This is a genomic window from Halalkalibacter akibai JCM 9157, assembly GCF_000513135.1.
GTDB lineage: Bacteria > Bacillota > Bacilli > Bacillales > Bacillaceae_D > Halalkalibacter > Halalkalibacter akibai.
Genome location: NZ_BAUV01000009.1, coordinates 1 through 18425, shown reverse-complemented (window position 1 = coordinate 18425; position 18425 = coordinate 1). Strand labels below are relative to the sequence as shown.

Genomic DNA, 18425 nt, shown 5'->3' with positions numbered 1-18425 from the left:
GAGCACTGCATCGGCTCCGCTTAGGCCACTATTATTATGTAAAAACATTATATCCCTCGGCATAATTCTCTGTGTACATCGTGGCAGTGGCTCCTCTCGATGCGCGCCTTCTTTGAGAAGTTCGCTCAAAGAAGGCTTATGAGCTTTGCATCGGCTCCGCTCACTGCTTAGTCTTATAAGTCAAAAGGTAAAGGGCACCTTTTGACTTATAAGACTAAAAAAGTTGGAGAAGTGGGGGCACACTTCTCCAACTTGACGAAACCCTTCGTCTAAAACACAGCCCTATAATAATGTTCGTTCTTTACAAGTATATGCATTAGTTAATTAAGTGTTTGTGGTATTTGCCTAAAACACTAATTATTTTTTGTTGAACATTTTTGAAAGTGAAGCAAAATCCATTGGCATGTTGTTTTTTGTGATGGCTTCTACGATTTGATCTTCTTTTTCTTTTGAAACAGGTTTATTTGCAAGTTTTGCAACTTGTGCGATTAGCTGTCTAACAGCTGTCTCATCTTGTAAATTTGTATTACTAACCGTGTTAGCTAATTTAAATAATTCATCTGGTTTTACGTTTGTTTTCTTTTGAATTTGATCCATGAAAGATGAGTCATTATTTTGGAACATGATGTGCCCTCCCTCATTGTAATGTCAGGATATCATATGCAGATAGCTGAGGAAGGTGCACAACAGTCAAAAAACTACTTCATTTCTGGATCATTCATATGAAAAAAATCAAGGGACAATTGCTCAACTTCATGTTTTTTCCCTCTCCCCATTAACTGTTTTGTAGCTTCTTTGGGTGATAACCCTTCAAAGAGTACAGCATATAAGGAGCTTATAATCGGCATATCTACTTGCCACTTTAAAGCCAATTCATGGGCTGCTTTTGTTGTTCGAATTCCTTCTACAACCATGCCCATAGATTCAAGTACTTGATCTAATGATTTACCTTCTCCAATCATTTTACCTGCACGATAATTTCTAGAATGAATACTCGTACACGTAACAATTAAGTCACCTAGACCGGAAAGACCTGCAAAAGTAAGTGGATTGGCCCCTAATTTAATACCCATTCTCGCAATTTCAGCTAATCCACGCGTCATAATGGCCGCTTTGGTATTGTCTCCAAGACCAAGTCCATTTGTTAAACCACAAACTAGAGCTATACTGTTCTTTAAGGCTCCCCCAATTTCTACCCCTACTAAATCCGAATTTGTATAAACACGAAAATGGTTATTAATGAATAAATCTTGAGCTCGCTCAGACGCCTCATGTCGTTTTGATGAAACTGTTACCGTTGTAGGCTGCCTTAAACTTACTTCTTCGGCATGACTTGGACCAGAAAGGACTACAACATCTTGCAATAGGTCCGAATGCTGAAATTCTTCTTCTATCATTTCCGAAACCCTTTTATGTGTTCCTGGTTCAATCCCTTTGCTTGCATGAATGATCGTAACTGGTGATGTAAGTACATGTATCATTTCCTGAACCATTTCTCTAATTGCCTTAGTCGGTACGACCAAAACAATTGTATCTACATTTTTTAGAGCTAAGTTTAAATCATTAAATGCAATGATATTTTTCGGCAATGTTATACCAGGTAAATACTTTGAATTAGAGTGTTTTTCGTTGATTTCAACCACTTGTTCAGACCTTCTAGCCCAAAGTTGTACTTCATGCTCATTATCAGCTAAAACCATCGCTAAGGCAGTTCCCCAACTACCAGCGCCAACAACAGCAATTTTTTTCATTTCTTTCACTCCTTACTCCCTAACGATTACTTTTGCCAATTTTGCTTTCAGTTCCAGTTAGTAAGCGACTTATATTAGTTCTATGCCTCCAAACAGAAAGAAGAGCAACAACACCTGCCAAATAAATATACATAATCGGATAGTCATAAAAGCCATGAAGGAAAAATGCAAGTACAGGCGTAAGCATAGCAAAAAGTAGTGAACCCAATGAAACATATTTAGTAGCGATAATGCTTAGTATCGCAATGACTCCAGCCCATAGTGCAGGAAAGAAAACAAGGGTCGCTAATACTCCTATTGTTGTGGCAACTCCTTTACCCCCGCGAAATCCATAATAGATAGGCCAATTATGACCAAGGATCGCAGCAAGACCAGCTAAAGCTGGGAATAAACCAGATTGATCAGGCGCAATCCAAGCAGCTACCAATACGGCTATTACCCCTTTAAGAACGTCTAACAATAAAACCGATATTGCTGGTCCAATTCCAAGTACGCGAAGTGTATTCGTTGCTCCAGCATTTCCACTGCCATGTTTTCTAATATCAACCTTCTTAATTTTCTTTGCAATAATATAACTAAAGCTTAGTGAACCTAACAAGTAGCCAAATAATATCGTACAAATGAGTGCAATGATCATTAAGCCTTCCCCCATTTCACTCTCTCCCTTTATACATTTTTCTTTCTAGCAAAGATTTTGATTGGTGTTCCTTCAAATTCAAATGTAGCACGTAGTCGATTTTCTAAAAAACGTTCATATGAAAAGTGCATTAACTCTGGTTCATTAACAAAGAAAACAAAAGTCGGTGGTTCAACTGCTACTTGAGTTACATAATTGATTTTCAGACGCTTGCCTTTATCTGTAGGAGTAGGATTCATGGCAACCGCATCCATAATCATATCGTTTAATACATTTGTAGGCACACGCAGATGGTGATTTTCTGAAACCTTTTGTACCATTGGAAGCACTTGATTTAGACGTTGCTTTGTTTTAGCTGAAACAAATAGGATAGGAGCATACGTTAAAAATAAAAGCTCTTCTCTTAGTTTTGTTTCAAAATTCTTCATTGTCTTATCGTCTTTCTCTACAGCATCCCACTTATTTACCACTATAATGACTGCTCGTCCCGCTTCGTGTGCGTAACCCGCGATTTTTTTATCTTGTTCAATTAAACCTTCTTCTGCGTTTATTACAACTAAGACTACGTTCGAGCGCTCAATGGCTTTAAGCGATCTTAGCACACTGTATTTTTCTGTGGCTTCGTATACCTTCCCGCGTTTCCTCATACCAGCTGTATCAATCAAAACATAATCTTGTTCGTCTCTTGTGAATGGTGTATCAATTGCATCTCTTGTCGTACCAGGAATGTTACTAACAATTACTCTCTCTTCCCCAAGCATCGCATTGACAATTGAAGATTTACCGACATTAGGTCGTCCAATGAGTGAGATACGAATAGTATCTTCATCATAAGGATCTTCTTCTTGATCTGGAAAATGTTTAATAACATCATCCAATAAATCTCCTAAACCTAACCCATGTGAGCCTGAAATAGGAAATGGTGTATCCATACCTAGTGAATAAAATTCATAAAGCTCTTCCTGCATCTCTGGATTATCAATTTTGTTTACACCTAAGACAACTGGTTTATCAGAACGAAACAAAATTTTAGCCACTTCCTGATCAGCACTTGTAATGCCTTCACGACCATTTACAATAAAGATAATAACATCAGCTTCTTTAATAGCAAGTTCGGCCTGTGCACGCATTTGAATTAATAATGGTTCATCTCCAAGTTCAATACCACCCGTATCAATTAAATTGAACTCTCGGTTTAACCATTCACCTTTACTATAAATACGATCACGTGTTACTCCAGGCATATCTTCGACAATTGCTACGCGTTCTCCTACTATTCGATTAAAAATCGTTGACTTCCCTACATTAGGACGTCCGACTATTGCTACAACTGGCTTTGTCATAACGTCACAACCTTTCTTTTTTCATATGTAAAATCATCCAAATTCATTACAACCTTTTTATCTTACTTGATTTAAACCCCTTTGTCGATATTTTCTCGGTTTGTTCGTACTTTCATTCACGAACTTTTCTTTAAGGCTCCATGTTTCTGATCTGGAACTACAAGATTAGCAATCCATGATGATACCCGTTGAATAACCCAAAAGGTTGTGAAGATTATTCCTACAATTGAGATCACATCAAAAAAATAAAGACTTCCAATTGCTCTATCCATATATAAATATTGTTGAAAAGTTAATCCAGTCAATAATTCTCCTTGGACTAGACCAATTAAAGTAACGATTATACGATCCTTTAATACGTGTGCTAATAAAAAAGCAATTAAAGCAACAAAACTAGCACTCATCCACCTACTATCTACGTATTCAATAACCGGATCAAAAACTAAGAGAAGTTGGAACCCACCGTAAGCTGCAGCTATCGTTATTGTGACAATAAAATAAAGAAATAGTTGTCTTTTCTTATTTGACTTTAGATAAGAAAAAAGATAAATAGAAAAACAAATGAATGCAAAATGAATGCTAACATGCCCAATTGATATATCGAAAGGCAACATAATTAATAATACTAGTAGTAACGCAGCTATTCCTAGACGCTTCTTTGTTTTTGGCCAAAAAAAACTAACGACGACCCAAAACAGCCAGCCAAACCAATATACGTAAATCCCATCCACACTATCACCTCCTTTTAGTCATAGTATCGACTAACTAACGGTGTTCTAACCATCTATTACATAAGAATCATGCTTTCTTGGCACAGTAAAGAAGAGCCCTATAAATGAGCAGAAGGAGGGAATTGCGATGGGGAAAGATCGTCAAGAGAGTAAACTAAGGAAATCTGGTCGAGTTGAATCTGACCGCGACCAAAGCTTAGAGTACGCTGGTTCAGCAAAACTACAAAGTCCTAAAGAAGCAAGACAACAGCAACGCGGTTAAAAAAGAAAGGAGATTGATTTTGCAAACAAAATCAATCTCCTTCCTTTAACTTAACGTAGACTCAGCCTAGTACAATCAATGCCTCTTTGGGTGGCCCAATGAAACGTATCCCCTAAAACAATAAGTGGCACATTCGTTAATTCTTTTGGAGAAGAAGCCCCTAGTGCCGTCATTAACATCTTCAAATCATTTATTATTTGATTTATATCCTCAATCAGTTTTTCTTGACCTTCTTCTACAAGTACTTTTAAGAATCTCCCAGCAAAGCCTCCAGCTACTGCACCTAACGCTAAAGATTTGGCGAGATCCATTGCAGATTGTAATCCCCCGGAAGCAAGTATTTCAATCTCTGCATCAACGACAGATCCCTCTAGTAAAGAAGCTGTCGTTGTAATACCCCAATTATTGAAATAATTCAATTTTTGTTGACGCCGCTCATTCTCGATTTTAGAAAAATTGGTCCCACCAAATCCACCTATATCTACTACTCGGACACCTATAGAAGCTAATCGCTGTATTATTTGATTGTTCATGCCATAGCCTACTTCCTTCACGATGACTGGCACTTCTAATCCTTGTACCAATTTTTCAATTCTTTTATATGTATCTGTGAAGTTCCGGTCTCCTTCTGGCATCACTAACTCTTGAATTACATTCAAATGTAATTGAAATGCATTAGCTTCAATCATGTCAACAGCCATTTTCGCCTGATCTAACGTTGCCTCACTCCCTAAATTAGCAAAAATGATGCCATCCGGATGTGATTTCCTAACAATCTCATAACTTTCGCGTTGTTCTGATTCTTTTATGGCAGCCATTTGGGATCCTACCGCCATTCCCACTTTTGTTTCTGCAGCAACCTCAGCAAGCTGTTGATTTAATTTTTTCGTCTGTTCTCCACCGCCACCTGTCATGGCATTGATAAAAATCGGCGAACTTAATGAAAGTCCGCCGATTTTCGATGTGAGACTAATTTCGTCATAGTTTGTTTCGGGAATACTATTATGAATAAACATAACATCCTCAAAACCATGTGTATTTGCTTGCCCGGTTAATAATGCATGATTAATGTGGTCTAACTTCCGAGCTGTCCTACTCAAGCCTCATCACCTTATTCGTTTGTTTTGATATTTTTAAGCTGATCACCAATCATATCCCCTAGTGAAAATCCACTTGGCTCATCTTTTTTGGATGCCTCGTAATTTTGAAAATCTTCATCGGAAGTATCTTCTTTTTCGAGTAACTCACGGATACTTAAAGAAATACGTTTATCTCCAATGCTAACATCAAGTACTTTCACTTGAACCTTTTCACCCTCGGATAAAACTTCAGAAGGAGTTCCAATGTGTCGATTTGCAATTTGAGAAATATGAACCAATCCTTCAACACCTGGCGCTAACTCAATGAATGCCCCAAAAGAAACTAATCTTCGAACAGTTCCTTCTAGTACATCACCTACCGATATGGATCCTGAGAAACTTTCCCATGGTCCTGGCTGTGTATCTTTAATAGATAGAGATACACGCTCACTATCTTGATCAACAGACAAAACTTTTACTCTAACTTGATCGCCTTCATTAACTACATCTGATGGCTTATCAACTCTATGATGTGCAAGTTGCGAAATATGTACTAGGCCATCAACGCCACCCACGTCAATAAATGCGCCAAAATCTGTTAAGCGTTGAACCCTTCCCTCAACGACGTCTCCAGCTTTCAACGTTTGTAACACTGAACGCTTCTTTTCTTCTAACTCTTGATCAAGAACCGCTCTTTGAGAAAGAATTAATTTATTGTTTTCTTGGTCAATTTCAGCTACTTTTAAGCGAAGTGTTTTCCCTTTATAATCAGAAAAATCTTCAACAAAATGACGCTCAACTAATGAAGCAGGTATAAACCCTCTTACACCTAAGTCTACAACTAAACCACCTTTTACTACATCAGCTACTTCAACCTCTAGAATGTTGCCAGATTCATATGCTTGTTGAAGTTCGTCCCATGCTTTCTCTGCTTGTACTGCGCGCTTAGAAAGGATGAGCTCGTCGTCCTCTACCTTCAGGACTTTAAGTTCTAGCTCATCGTCAACTGAAAGAACATCACTTACTTTTTCTACATGCAAACTTGCTAATTCACTAATAGGTACAATCCCGTCAACCTTGAATCCAACGTCGACAAACGCTTGTTTATCTTCTACTTTCGTCACTTTCCCTGTTACAATTTCCCCAACAGCGAACGTTCTCATTTTTGTTACTTCATTGTTCATTTCTTCGACCATTGACTTTTCCTCCTTCAATCCCGCTTTTATCGGGGCAAACTTTCTATTATTTTAATTGATCTTTCACAGATAGCGAAAGAAAAATTGAATAACTTAGTTGGTGGTATGCTTCTCAATTAACAATCTAATCTCTTCCATAATCACTTCTGTTGCTACTTCTGCAGAAACTTTCTCTTCTTTAAGTTTAGAGAAGTCTATCGGTGAACCGTATACTAATTTTAAAGGCTTTGATCGTTTATATGGACCAATAATGGCACAAGGAATGACAATTGCATCTGTACGAAGCGCAAAAAAACCAGCTCCAGATAAGCCCTTTTGCAATTCTCCATTTTTGCTTCTAGTGCCTTCAGGGAAAATACCTAGCATTCTTCCTTCTTTTAACAACTTTAAAGCGGTTCTTAGAGCTTGCTTATCACTCATACCACGTTTAACAGGAAAAGCTCCTAATTTAGGTAATAATTGTTTAAGTATTGGTTGCTCAAATAATTCCTGTTTAGCCATGTAGTTTACTTCACGCTCTATATATGCACCTAGTAAAGGAGGATCGAAATTATGAATATGATTACAGCAAAGGATCGCTCCACCATCTTTAGGAATATTCTCTTTACCTATAATTTCCACTTTATATAAAGATGAAATAACGATACGGCTCGCAAGCTGCCCGAATTGGTAAATACCCATTAGATCGCTCTCTCCTTTGCTAATTCAATAATTGAGTCAGCGACTTCTGGTATAGAAAGAGTTGTCGTATCTATAACAATTGCATCTGCAGCTTGTTTAAGAGGAGCAAACTCTCTCGTAGAATCTAATTCATCCCGTTTTGCTATATCGTTTTTTAATTGCTCTAGATCAGACACGATTCCTTTTGCTTGGTGTTCTTCGTACCTGCGTCTAGCTCGCTCTTCTACAGAAGCAGTTAAAAACACTTTTAATTTAGCATCTGGTAATACAAATGTACCAATGTCTCTACCATCTAAAACAGCATGACCTTTATCAGCTAATGTCCTTTGTCTTTCGACCATTTCAAGTCGAACTGACTCATGACTTGATACTAGAGATACATTAGCTGTAACGTCCTTGTTACGAATTACCTCTGTCACATCTTCATCATTAAGTAGTACACTCACTCCACTTTTTTCATGCTGTAATGTAATGGTTAAGCCATTTAATAAATGATTAAGTGCTTGTCCATTAGTAAGCTCTACACCTTCTTTAAGTGCAGCATAAGTTAATGCACGATACATAGCTCCTGTATCAATATACAGAAAAGATAATTGTTCAGCCACTAATTTAGCAACTGTACTTTTTCCAGCTCCTGCAGGGCCATCAATAGCGATATTCATCTGTTTGTTCATTCTATACACCTCATAACAATCCAAATAATTGAAAGTGTTTCCAATTATTCTCTTCATCATCTTATCATACTATAAGTGCTTGGTCTAACGAAAGGTTGTAAATAAATCAGATATTTCCGAATTTACAGTTCGCTCTTCCTACGAACGGCTAATTGTCTCTCGAAACAATAACGAATAATCTTTTGTTGATCTCGTTCATCTACATCTAGAAACTGCAAAGAGGCTCTTAACCTAGCATCCGGACGCGGTTTAAATACTCTAACAATCTTACAATAAGCTTTAACGTAAACAATATCACCTGATTGCATGTGTAACACTAACCATAAGTTTAATTCTCCAGATTCTGGTAAATATGTATCCGCAGGAATTAAAATAGCACAGCCACCACCACTAATATCAATTGTTACCGTTGTAAAAGGTGGAAATTCCTTATTAATTGGGTGTACGGCAACATCAGCAGTCGTCTCAACACGAACGTAGTTCCTACGCTGTATTCGGATATATTTATCTTTGCCTGGGTCCTTTAACAACAAAACAGGAATATTGCCTTTTCTTCTCCCGATGATTTCCGTGTCAAAGGCATATACAGCATCGTCACTTGCGACAAACCACGCTCTAAACTCAGTGCCATCAAAGAAGAAACTTGGTTTACTCGTTTCTTCATTTATAGGATAATCTACAACATAAATCGAATCCGCTCGATCAACTAATCTACAGCGAAACCGAACTGTTTTCTTCTCAAATTCTTTCATCTCTTGTAGTTCTAAAAAGATGGTGGAACCAATCGTAATCAACCTTGTTGCTCCTTCCAAAAAAACAATTAAACTGTTACTCACATATTTTTATTATCTCATGATTAAAGAAAAAAAAGAAGAAGCATCTTATGCTTCTTCTCCATTATCCGTAAAATCGTAAACAGGTTCTGAAGTATTTAAACGATCTACCTTTTCTTCTTCTCCATCTTCAGCGTTTATAAAGATCCGGTACGTATCGTTGTCAATCACACCCAAAAATTCATAACAAAGCACTTCTTCACCTAAATCATTTTTAATTACCGCGATATGGTCTTCCATGATCTCAAGACGAGGGTTTAAACGTTCTCTTGCTTCATCACTCGTTATCTCTGGTTCAGGTATATCACGTTCTTTATGGTTAATTATATAAGCCTTAGCTTCATAACCGAGAATATCTCCGTCATCCAATGCTACTTCTAATGAAATTAAATCATTGTATACACGAACATTATCTTCAAGATGCACAAACTCTAATAACGCAATTGAATCATACTGGCGAGAATCAACTAGTTGCATATTTTCTTTTCCATTTTCCTCAAGATATTCATTAGCTATCTCTACGGCTTCATTTAAACTAATTGACTGTTCATTAATTTGACGATCTTGTAAAAACCAAATTGGTTCTCCTCCATTTACACTAACATCCATATAATAATTAGTTTCATGATCTGGATCATCAATCACAATTGTGTAAGCGGGATATGCCAAACCATTCCCAGTTTCAGAAACATTAACTGTAGCTTGTTCACCAACTTGAAGGTATTCACGTGCTATTCGTTCCGCTTCTTCTTCAGTAATTGGTTCACCATCTAAAGCATTCTTTAACTCACCATTGATATCATCAATAGCAGCGAGCCCTGCGCCCCAATCTGTTTCGCTATAGCTTTCAATAGACTTGTTCATTACTTCTAAATTAGTAACAACCATATTATCTAGCGGTTCGTGTGAAGCAGCCAACTCTTCATCAATGTCAATCCATTGATCTCCATTCGCCATCATCATTGCTTGAGAATACCTAACTTCCTCACGAATATCTTTAGAATATTCATATAGCTTTTGTAACGTTTCATACTCATTATCTGTTAATGGTTCTTTTTCTAGATCACGAATCGATGTTCTATAACTAAAACGACCCAGCTTAAATAAAAACTCTTCTGTTTTTCCTAACTCAACTGAACTTAAAGGAAGTTGTCCAATGTTCTCTTGAGCTAAACTGACGATACGCCAAACATCTGCTAGCGCCGGGGTTAACTGACGTCTTGAATTCATTGCTAACGTTGCTCCTAATTGATCCTCGATTTGATCAATATGAAAAGCAAGCTCGTGAAAGGCGCGTTGATAATTGTTTTCGGCAGTGACTTTAAGAACTTGTTTTTCCTCTCGTTCTTGGAAGCCCCAAATACCAGTTGCTACTACAGCTACTGCTAATAGTCCAATGATAAAATTTCGTACCACACTAATCACCTCCAAAAATTAATGACAGAAAATATGTTTTCCTATTTTCTTGATTTGCGGTCTTGACCATATCCAACCAGATGTAGCTGTATCAGGATTAAAGTAATAAATCGCATTTCCAGTAGGATCTTGTCCATTTATCGCATCTAATACGGCCCTGCGTGCTGTTTCATTTGGCGTCATGTATATTTGACCATCGGCAACTGCCGTAAAAGCTCTTGGTTCAAAAATGACTCCAGATACCGTATTAGGGAAAGTTGGACTATTTATACGGTTTATAATGACTGCAGCTACTGCTACCTGGCCAACATAAGGTTCGCCTCGTGCTTCACCGTAAACAGCTTGTGCCATTAGTTGAATATCATTTTCTGAATATCCTGGTGGAACATTTGTTGCCTTTTGAATATTCGCATCATTATCTTGTTCCTCAGGTTGTTCTGGATACGGAACAGGTTCTCCTGGAGTTGGTTCTGGCTGTGTTGCTTGTCCTGCACCAGCACCTGGTTGTCCTGTCGGTTGTTGCGTTGCATCTGGTTGCTCGGCCTGTTGTTGACCTTGTTGTTGCTGGCCTTGCTCCTGACCTTGTTGCTGCTGTTGTTGTTGTTGTTGTTGTTGCTGTTGCTGTTGCTGTTGTTGCTGTTGTTGTTGTTGCTGCTGTTGGCCTTGCTGTTGTTGTTGCTGATCCTGCTGTTGTTGACCTTGTTGTTGGGCTTTTTGATCTCTACTTCCTTTTGGCCCTTTTTGAATTTCTTTTGGCGTTCCACCATAATGAGTAAATCTACGCCCTTCATTTAAAGCTTTTTTAACAAATTCCTCATTATAATTTGTCGCACGCTCTAGCATATCTTTCATTTTTGGTCCTACTAGTCCATCTACCTCTAGTCCAAATTCACTTTGAAAATTTCGGACAGCCCAGTATGTCCCCCAATCATAGACACCGTCAATAGTGCCATTATAAAAACCGTTGTATTGAAGTCTTGCTTGTAATTCAACGACATCGTCGCCTGTCGCGCCTCTTTGAATGATTTGATCAGTAAAAGCATAAGTTGGCGCTTGATAACTAACTAACGCGATGCACATCAATGCCATCATTAATGGAATCTTAAACGAAAACAGATTACGCTTCATGTTGTAGACCTCCTGTCATGTTATCTGTTTCATGACACAACCTTTTTTGGTCATGATTGATATGAATATTGTTTGTTAGGAAACTCTTTTTATACAATTTTTAGTTAAAAACTTCCCTAAACACTCCTAAAAAAAGAATTTAATCCATTCTCACCAAATCAAAAAAGCCCCTGTAAGTATAAATCTTACAAGGACTTTCATTTTAAATTTTTAAGCTAAAACATTAAAATATCGGCCTTCTGGGTGGGCAAAAACCATTGCTGTAACCGATGCCTCTGGCTCCATCATAAAACCTTCAGTTAAGGAGATACCAATTTTTTCTGGCTTTAACAATGAAAATAACTTCTCTTGATCTTCAAGATTAGGACAAGCTGGATATCCAAATGAGACGCGAACCCCTTGATACTTAGCAGAAAAACGATCTTCCATCGTCATATCAGCTGAATCCGGCATTCCCAAACGATCTCGCATTTGCTGATGAACTCGCTCTGCGAAACCTTCTGCAATCTCTAAAGCTGCCGCTTGTATTAGATGACTATAAAGATAATCCCCATCACGTTTGGCTTGTTCTGCAAGCTCCCTCACACCATGACCAGCTGTAACAGCGAGGAATCCGACGTAATCAATTTCCCCACTAGATACAGGTCGGATATAATCAGCTAAACAAAGAAACGGTTTATGAGTTTGACGCGGAAAAGAAAAACGTTCAATCTCCGTTGTTTTATCTTTAGGGTCATAAATAACAATATCATTTCCATCTGCTTGTGCCGGGAAAAATTGATACATTCCATGAGCTTGGATCACTTGATTTTGCTTGGCTTTAACGAGAAATTCATCAACTTTCTCTTTTAATTCCACCGTTCTTTCATCTTTTTCCTCCAAAAGCCTACTGACCTTCCCTTGAATACCAAGATGACGCCCAAGGAGCATTTGCATGTTTATATATGGTTCTAAATGAGACAGTTTATAATCACGCAAAATATGAACATCTAAATCACTTGGAGTGAAAATAGGTCCATCACGTCGTACGTCAGATTTAGCATTTTCATCTATGACTCGTTCAAGAATTGGTTTTCGTTCAGGTAAACGTACAGCTTCCTTTTTCGCACGCGCTTCTGCAATTTCATCAGTTAATCGAACACGTTCTTCAGGCTTTGCTAGTCGATTAGCAAGCTCCAGTCCATTCATCGCGTCTTTAGCATATAATACTAATCCTTCATACTCAGCAGCTATTTTAGTATCGGTAAATTTTCTAGTTAAAGCGGCGCCACCAACAAGAATTGGTATTGATATTTCTTGTTGACGTAAATCTTGAGCCGTTAATACCATTTGTTGAGCAGATTTCACAAGAAGACCGGATAACCCAATTGCATCTGGATTCTCTTTTCTTACTGCTTCAATTAATTCTTGAGAAGTGACTTTTATACCTAGGTTCACGATTTTAAACCCATTATTCCCTAATATTATTTCAACTAGGTTTTTACCAATATCATGAACATCACCTTTAACAGTTGCAAGTAGGATTTTCCTTTTTCCATTATCATCCGCTTTTTTCTCCATAAATGGTTCAAGGTGAGCCACCGAAGCTTTCATAACCTCCGCACTTTGAAGCACCTCTGCGACAATTAATTCATTATTATTAAATAACCGCCCTACCTCATCCATCCCCGTCATGAGTGTCCATTGATAATGTCAAGAGGATCGTCATACGTTGCTAACGCTTGGTCAAGATCTGTAATAAGTCCTTCTTTAGTTCCTTCAACAATATACGAGGCTAATCTTTCTTCAAGAGTTAGATTAGAGTGATCAACTTTTTTCTCCGCTTTCTTTCCACGATAAAAAGCAGTAAACTCAGCTAGATTTTCATCGGTTGTTTCAAAAAGGAGCTTTTGCGCCATTTCCTTCTCGGTCTCTGGAATAGAAGCATACCTTTCAAGTTTTTCAGTGTTTACAATGGCATAATCCAAGCCCGCTTGAGTACAGTGATATAAATAGACAGCATTCAATACTTCACGACCAACTGGTGGTAAACCAAACGAAACGTTACTCACCCCTAAAATGGTCAGACATTTTGGAAGAGCTTCTTTAATTAAACGAATGCCCTCAACTGTTGCATTGGCAGAACCGATGTATTGTTCATCTCCTGTTCCAACTGGAAAGACAAGCGGATCAAAGATAATATCCTCTGATTTCAGTCCATATTTATGAACAAGAAGATCATGAGAACGAATAGCAACAGCCAATTTTCTTTCTGCTGTTACTGCCATCCCCTCTTCATCTATCGTTCCTACTACGATCGCAGCTCCATACCGTTTAACAATTGGGATTACGGCTTCAAAGCGTTCTTCTCCATCTTCTAAATTAATGGAGTTAATAATCGCTTTTCCTTGTGAGTACGTCAGAGCTTTTTCAATAACCTTTTCATCTGTTGAATCAATCATTAAAGGAACTTTTACTTTATTGACCAAAAATTGCAGAAACTGCTCCATATCTTCCATCTCATCACGATCAGGATCAGCTAAACAAGCGTCAATAACATGAGCTCCTCTTTTAACTTGCGCCCTTGCTATCTCTGATGCTTCTTCAAATTTCCCTTCTGCTATAAGCCTTTTAAATTTACGAGAACCAATAACATTTGTTCTTTCTCCTACAAAAAGAGGACGCATACTATCATCGTAAATGAGAGGTTCAATACCTGAAACTGCATGAGGGTGAGACTCTTTAAATTTTCTAGGCTCAAAGTCTTTCGTTGCATCAACCATCGCTCGAATATGATCCGGTGTTGTCCCACAACACCCTCCGACAACATTTAGCCATCCTTTTTCAGCAAAACCTCGTAGTTTAATGGCAAGAGATTCAGGAGATTCATGGTAATGGCCTTCTTCATCTGGCAAGCCTGCATTTGGATAACAACTCGTGTAGGTTGTAGCGAGTTCTGATAGGGAACGAATATGGTCTCTCATAAATTCAGGACCTGTCGCACAATTCAAGCCAACTACAGTCGGTTTCATATGCTCAAGCGATAAATAAAAAGCTTCAATGTTTTGACCAGCTAACGTTGTTCCCATCGGTTCAATCGTTCCTGAAATGAAGATTGGTAATTGCACGTTCAATTCTTTAAAAGCACGCTCAATACCTATATATCCAGCTTTTACATTCCGCATATCTTGACTAGTTTCAAGTAACATAATGTCTGCTCCACCACGAATAATGCCTCGTGCCTGCTCGTGGTATGAATCAATTAATTTTTCGAAAGTTGTTCCACCCGTGACAGATAAAGATTTTGTCGTTGGTCCCATAGCTCCTGCTACAAATCTCGGCCATTCAGGTGTTGAAAAATCGTCGGCCGCTTTTCTAGCAATTGCTGTTGCCATTCGACTTAACTCTTCTGCTTTATACCCTAAATCATAATCGTCTAACACAATATCAGTTGATCCGAACGTATTCGTTTCAATAATGTCTGCACCAGCTTCTAAGTAAGCACGATGGATTTTGTCTATGACATCAGGTGCTGTTTCATTTAAATATTCATTACACCCTTCATATTCTTCTCCTCCAAAATCTTCAGCCGTTAAATTAGCCTGCTGAAGCATCGTACCCATCGCGCCGTCTAAAACGAGTATTTTCTTTTCAAGCTGTTGTTCAAATAATGACTTAACCATATGTCCGTCCTTTCCACTCCCCAAATATCCTTCGCTATCTTTGTCCTTGAATCATTAATTTTTTAGATTCAATATATTTTGTAAGTTCAACTGTGATTTCATATCGTAGAAACGGCGTTATCAAATAAATACCATTAAAATGAGCAAGAGTCGCATCAATTAGTGATTTTGCAATTGCAATTCCTTCTCTTGTTGAAGCTTCTCTATCTTCTCCACATGCAGCCATAGCCGCACGGATTTCATCGGTCAACTTGATTCCAGGAACTTCATTGTGCAAAAATTCTGCGTTTCTGGTTCCTGTTAAAGGCATAATTCCAATATAGATCGGTTTATCAATATGCTTCGTTTCAGAGGCGAGCGTCTCAATTTGCTCTACACTGTATATCGGTTGCGTCATAAAGTAATCAGCACCGCTCTCTATTTTTTTCTCCATTCGTTTGACCGCTTTATCGACGTGACGAACGTTTGGATTAAAGGCAGCTCCAATAGAAAAATTAGCTTTTTGCCCTAGCTCTTTACCTGAAAAAGATATTCCTTCATTTAATTGTTTGATAAAAGAAATTAGTTGAAAAGAGCTTACATCGTATACCGATGTGGCTCCTGGAAAATCGCCAATCTTCGTCGGGTCTCCTGTAATAGCAAGAACATCATCAATTCCTAACGCATGAAGCCCCATTAAATGGGATTGTAATCCGATTAAGTTACGATCGCGACAAGTAATATGAACTAACGGTCTTACGCCAATTTGTTGTTTGATCATTGCTCCTAATGCCAAATTATCCACCCTAGGTGATGCCAGTGAATTATCAGCCATCGTAACAGCATCAACACCCGCATTCTTAAGAGCTTGTGCACCATCCATAAACTTCTTTGTACTTAACTTTTTCGGCGGATCCAGCTCAACAATTACTGATTTCCGTTTCTTCACGATTTCAGGTAAAGGAGTTTGCTTGCTTCTGATTTGAGTAGCCTCTTTAAATTCAATTAATGGCCTAATCACTTTTGAGGTTACAGGTCTCACATTCTGTCTCACTTCAGCGAAAGCTTTAATATGTTCAGGGGTTGTACCACAACACCCTCCTAATAAGCGGATCCCCTGTTCAATGAATTTTTCACCCATCGCTTTAAAATACTCTGCATTTGATTGATAAAAAACACGTCCATCACGGTAATCAGGCAAACTGGCATTCGGGTACGCTGAGAAATATACATCTTCTCTAAGTGGAATCGTTTCAAAAGAACGTAGCATATGAAATGGACCTGTACGGCAATTCAGACCAACTACATTAGCACCAAGCGCTGTTAATTGGTCAAAAGCATTCGTAATAGAAATACCTCTATTCATCACACCAACTTCCCCTAATGAAAGATTGATAATGATCGGAATACTAGTTTTGGTCTTTACAAGTCGTACTGCCATTTTCGCTTCTTCTAGGTCGTAGAAAGTTTCGAGTAATAAACCGTCTACACCTTCAGACAAGAGAGCGTCTACCTGTTCAGAAAAAGCTTTCTCAATTTCTTCTAAACTCCATTCTTCTAATTGAAAACGCCTTATTCCCCCTACTGTTCCTAAGACGAACACTTTGTCAGTGGCAGCTGTTTTGGCAATCTGAACAGCTTTCTTATTAATCTCACTAACTTGTGTTTCTAATCCGTACTTTTCCAACTTTAATGCATTTGCTGCATAGGTATTCGTTTGGATCACATCTGCTCCGGCTTCTATATATCTTTGATGAGCAGATAAGATGATTTCCGGATTGGTTACATTAACTTCTTCAAAACATTGGTCAACACCTTGCTCATATAACAAGGTACCCATCGCCCCGTCACCAATTAACACTTGTGTTGCCAATTTTTCTAAAAGACCCATCTCTTCTCCTCCCAAGTTATAGCTTGATGTTTTCTTTAACAAAACGAAACGCTTGATCGAGATCTGCAATTAAATCGAGTTCTCTTTCAATACCGACTGAAAAACGAAGGAGACGATTACAAACCCCATTTGCAATTCGGATATCTTCAGGAATATCCATATGAGTTTGAGTTGCAGGATACGTCATTAAACTTTCAACTCCACCTAAGCTCTCCGCGAACGACACAAGCTTTAGCTGTTGAAGGAAAGGATTTACCCATGTTTCATGTAAAATTCTAAAGGAAATCATTCCACCTTTACCTGGGTAAAGAACATCTGTCACCCCTTCTTGTTCCTCAAGGTATTTAACGAGGGCTTTTGCATTAGCTTCATGCTTCTCCATTCTAAGTGCCAGAGTTTTCATTCCTCGTATTAACAAGTAAGAATCAAAAGCAGAAAGAATAGCTCCAATTCCATTGTGGTAATAGGCAATTCTATCACATAATTCCTGGCCTTTTGCTACAATTAATCCAGCTATAACGTCATTATGTCCACCTAAGTATTTTGAGGCACTATGTATAACAATATCTGCCCCATCTACAAGTGGCTGTTGTAATAACGGTGTATAGAATGTATTATCAACAATTAAAAGCAAACTGTGTTTACGTGCAATTTTAACTAGATCAGGTATTGAAGCTTCTTGCATAAGTGGATTCGTTGGCGTTTCTATAAATAATGCCTTTGTTTTCTCTGTAATACAACTTTCAAATTGATCTAACTTCCTAGGATCAGCAAAAGAGAATGTTAGTCCCCAACGGTTCCAGCCTTGCTCAAATAATCGGTAAGTACCACCATATAAATCTTGGGAAGCTAATATTTCATCTCCTTGTTCAAATAATGATAACACAGTTTGAATGGCAGCCATGCCTGAACTGCATGCAAATCCCCGGTCTCCTTCTTCTAATTTTGCAATGGCTTGTTCAACAACTTCACGTGTTGGATTACCAGTTCTCGCATAATCATATCCAGTTGATTCACCAATGCCCGTATGTCTATATGCTGTTGAAAAATAAACCGGTGTATTAATCGTCCCGGTTCTATCTTCAGAACGATTTCCTAATTGTACTAATATTGTTTCAAGTTTGTCTCTGTTCATTATCATTTCCTCCAGTTACACAATAAT

15 protein-coding genes and 1 pseudogene are annotated in these 18425 nt (G+C 38.2%); 1 reads left to right on the top strand and 15 read right to left on the bottom strand.

Annotated elements, in window-relative coordinates:
• Positions 1–357: 357 nt before the first annotated feature.
• From JCM9157_RS07365 to JCM9157_RS07345, 5 genes are all read right to left on the bottom strand, one after another.
• Positions 358–624, bottom strand: a complete 267-nt coding sequence (locus JCM9157_RS07365; protein ID WP_035663465.1) for a stage VI sporulation protein F — start codon at positions 622–624, stop codon at positions 358–360.
• 74 nt (positions 625–698) lie between these two features.
• Positions 699–1751 carry an NAD(P)H-dependent glycerol-3-phosphate dehydrogenase gene (locus JCM9157_RS07360; RefSeq protein WP_035663461.1) on the bottom strand — a complete coding sequence of 351 codons (1053 nt, stop codon included), beginning with the start codon at positions 1749–1751 and terminating at the stop codon, positions 699–701.
• A gap of 19 nt (positions 1752–1770) precedes the next feature.
• Positions 1771–2403, bottom strand: coding sequence for a glycerol-3-phosphate 1-O-acyltransferase PlsY (gene plsY / locus JCM9157_RS07355; protein ID WP_439644334.1), 633 nt, complete (start codon positions 2401–2403; stop codon positions 1771–1773).
• Between the two features lie 14 nt (positions 2404–2417).
• Positions 2418–3731, bottom strand: coding sequence for a ribosome biogenesis GTPase Der (der, locus tag JCM9157_RS07350; protein ID WP_035663460.1), 1314 nt, complete (start codon positions 3729–3731; stop codon positions 2418–2420).
• A 116-nt stretch (positions 3732–3847) separates the two neighbouring features.
• The gene (locus JCM9157_RS07345) at positions 3848–4462 is read right to left on the bottom strand and encodes a YphA family membrane protein (protein WP_035663459.1); all 615 of its coding nucleotides are present in this window, start codon (positions 4460–4462) and stop codon (positions 3848–3850) included.
• A 127-nt stretch (positions 4463–4589) separates the two neighbouring features.
• Here JCM9157_RS07345 and JCM9157_RS23900 point away from each other — a divergent pair, with 127 nt between their 5' ends.
• Positions 4590–4724 carry a YpzI family protein gene (locus JCM9157_RS23900; RefSeq protein WP_081734097.1) on the top strand — a complete coding sequence of 45 codons (135 nt, stop codon included), beginning with the start codon at positions 4590–4592 and terminating at the stop codon, positions 4722–4724.
• A 50-nt stretch (positions 4725–4774) separates the two neighbouring features.
• On the opposite strand, the gene fni is transcribed toward JCM9157_RS23900, so the two are convergent.
• The 10 genes and pseudogenes from fni to JCM9157_RS07295 form a co-directional block, all read right to left on the bottom strand.
• Positions 4775–5824: a type 2 isopentenyl-diphosphate Delta-isomerase gene (fni, locus tag JCM9157_RS07340; protein WP_035663458.1), complete on the bottom strand. Its 1050-nt coding sequence runs from the start codon at positions 5822–5824 to the stop codon at positions 4775–4777.
• A gap of 11 nt (positions 5825–5835) precedes the next feature.
• A complete protein-coding gene (gene rpsA, locus JCM9157_RS07335) occupies positions 5836–6999 on the bottom strand; it encodes a 30S ribosomal protein S1 (protein ID WP_035663457.1) in 1164 nt (387 codons plus the stop codon).
• Between the two features lie 93 nt (positions 7000–7092).
• Positions 7093–7680, bottom strand: coding sequence for a lysophospholipid acyltransferase family protein (locus tag JCM9157_RS07330; RefSeq protein ID WP_035663454.1), 588 nt, complete (start codon positions 7678–7680; stop codon positions 7093–7095).
• On the bottom strand, positions 7680–8354 hold the full coding sequence (gene cmk, locus JCM9157_RS07325) for a (d)CMP kinase (protein ID WP_035663452.1): 675 nt from the start codon (positions 8352–8354) through the stop codon (positions 7680–7682). The genes JCM9157_RS07330 and cmk overlap by 1 nt, the downstream gene beginning before the upstream one ends.
• A gap of 122 nt (positions 8355–8476) precedes the next feature.
• Positions 8477–9148 carry a flagellar brake protein gene (locus tag JCM9157_RS07320; protein WP_035663451.1) on the bottom strand — a complete coding sequence of 224 codons (672 nt, stop codon included), beginning with the start codon at positions 9146–9148 and terminating at the stop codon, positions 8477–8479.
• A gap of 87 nt (positions 9149–9235) precedes the next feature.
• Positions 9236–10603, bottom strand: coding sequence for a germination protein YpeB (gene ypeB, locus JCM9157_RS07315; protein ID WP_035663450.1), 1368 nt, complete (start codon positions 10601–10603; stop codon positions 9236–9238).
• Positions 10604–10621: 18 nt separating this feature from the next.
• Positions 10622–11731 (bottom strand): cell wall hydrolase, encoded by a 1110-nt coding sequence (locus JCM9157_RS07310; protein ID WP_035663449.1) that lies wholly within the window; start codon positions 11729–11731, stop codon positions 10622–10624.
• Between the two features lie 210 nt (positions 11732–11941).
• Positions 11942–15393, bottom strand: a pseudogene (gene metH / locus JCM9157_RS07305) (methionine synthase).
• 34 nt (positions 15394–15427) lie between these two features.
• Positions 15428–17263, bottom strand: a complete 1836-nt coding sequence (locus tag JCM9157_RS07300; protein WP_035663448.1) for a bifunctional homocysteine S-methyltransferase/methylenetetrahydrofolate reductase — start codon at positions 17261–17263, stop codon at positions 15428–15430.
• Positions 17264–17279: 16 nt separating this feature from the next.
• Positions 17280–18398 carry a methionine biosynthesis PLP-dependent protein gene (locus JCM9157_RS07295; protein WP_035663447.1) on the bottom strand — a complete coding sequence of 373 codons (1119 nt, stop codon included), beginning with the start codon at positions 18396–18398 and terminating at the stop codon, positions 17280–17282.
• Positions 18399–18425: the final 27 nt, after the last annotated feature.

Excerpts from the sequence above, each read along its gene's own strand:
- JCM9157_RS07365 (WP_035663465.1), bottom strand. The coding sequence starts at position 624 with ATGTTCCAAAATAATGACTCATCTTTCATGGATCAAATTCAAAAGAAA.
- JCM9157_RS07360 (WP_035663461.1), bottom strand. The coding sequence starts at position 1,751 with ATGAAAAAAATTGCTGTTGTTGGCGCTGGTAGTTGGGGAACTGCCTTA.
- plsY (WP_439644334.1), bottom strand. The coding sequence starts at position 2,403 with ATGGGGGAAGGCTTAATGATCATTGCACTCATTTGTACGATATTATTT.
- der (WP_035663460.1), bottom strand. The coding sequence starts at position 3,731 with ATGACAAAGCCAGTTGTAGCAATAGTCGGACGTCCTAATGTAGGGAAG.
- JCM9157_RS23900 (WP_081734097.1), top strand. The coding sequence starts at position 4,590 with ATGGGGAAAGATCGTCAAGAGAGTAAACTAAGGAAATCTGGTCGAGTT.
- rpsA (WP_035663457.1), bottom strand. The coding sequence starts at position 6,999 with ATGGTCGAAGAAATGAACAATGAAGTAACAAAAATGAGAACGTTCGCT.
- JCM9157_RS07330 (WP_035663454.1), bottom strand. The coding sequence starts at position 7,680 with ATGGGTATTTACCAATTCGGGCAGCTTGCGAGCCGTATCGTTATTTCA.
- cmk (WP_035663452.1), bottom strand. The coding sequence starts at position 8,354 with ATGAACAAACAGATGAATATCGCTATTGATGGCCCTGCAGGAGCTGGA.
- JCM9157_RS07310 (WP_035663449.1), bottom strand. The coding sequence starts at position 11,731 with ATGAAGCGTAATCTGTTTTCGTTTAAGATTCCATTAATGATGGCATTG.
- JCM9157_RS07300 (WP_035663448.1), bottom strand. The coding sequence starts at position 17,263 with ATGGGTCTTTTAGAAAAATTGGCAACACAAGTGTTAATTGGTGACGGG.
- JCM9157_RS07295 (WP_035663447.1), bottom strand. The coding sequence starts at position 18,398 with ATGAACAGAGACAAACTTGAAACAATATTAGTACAATTAGGAAATCGT.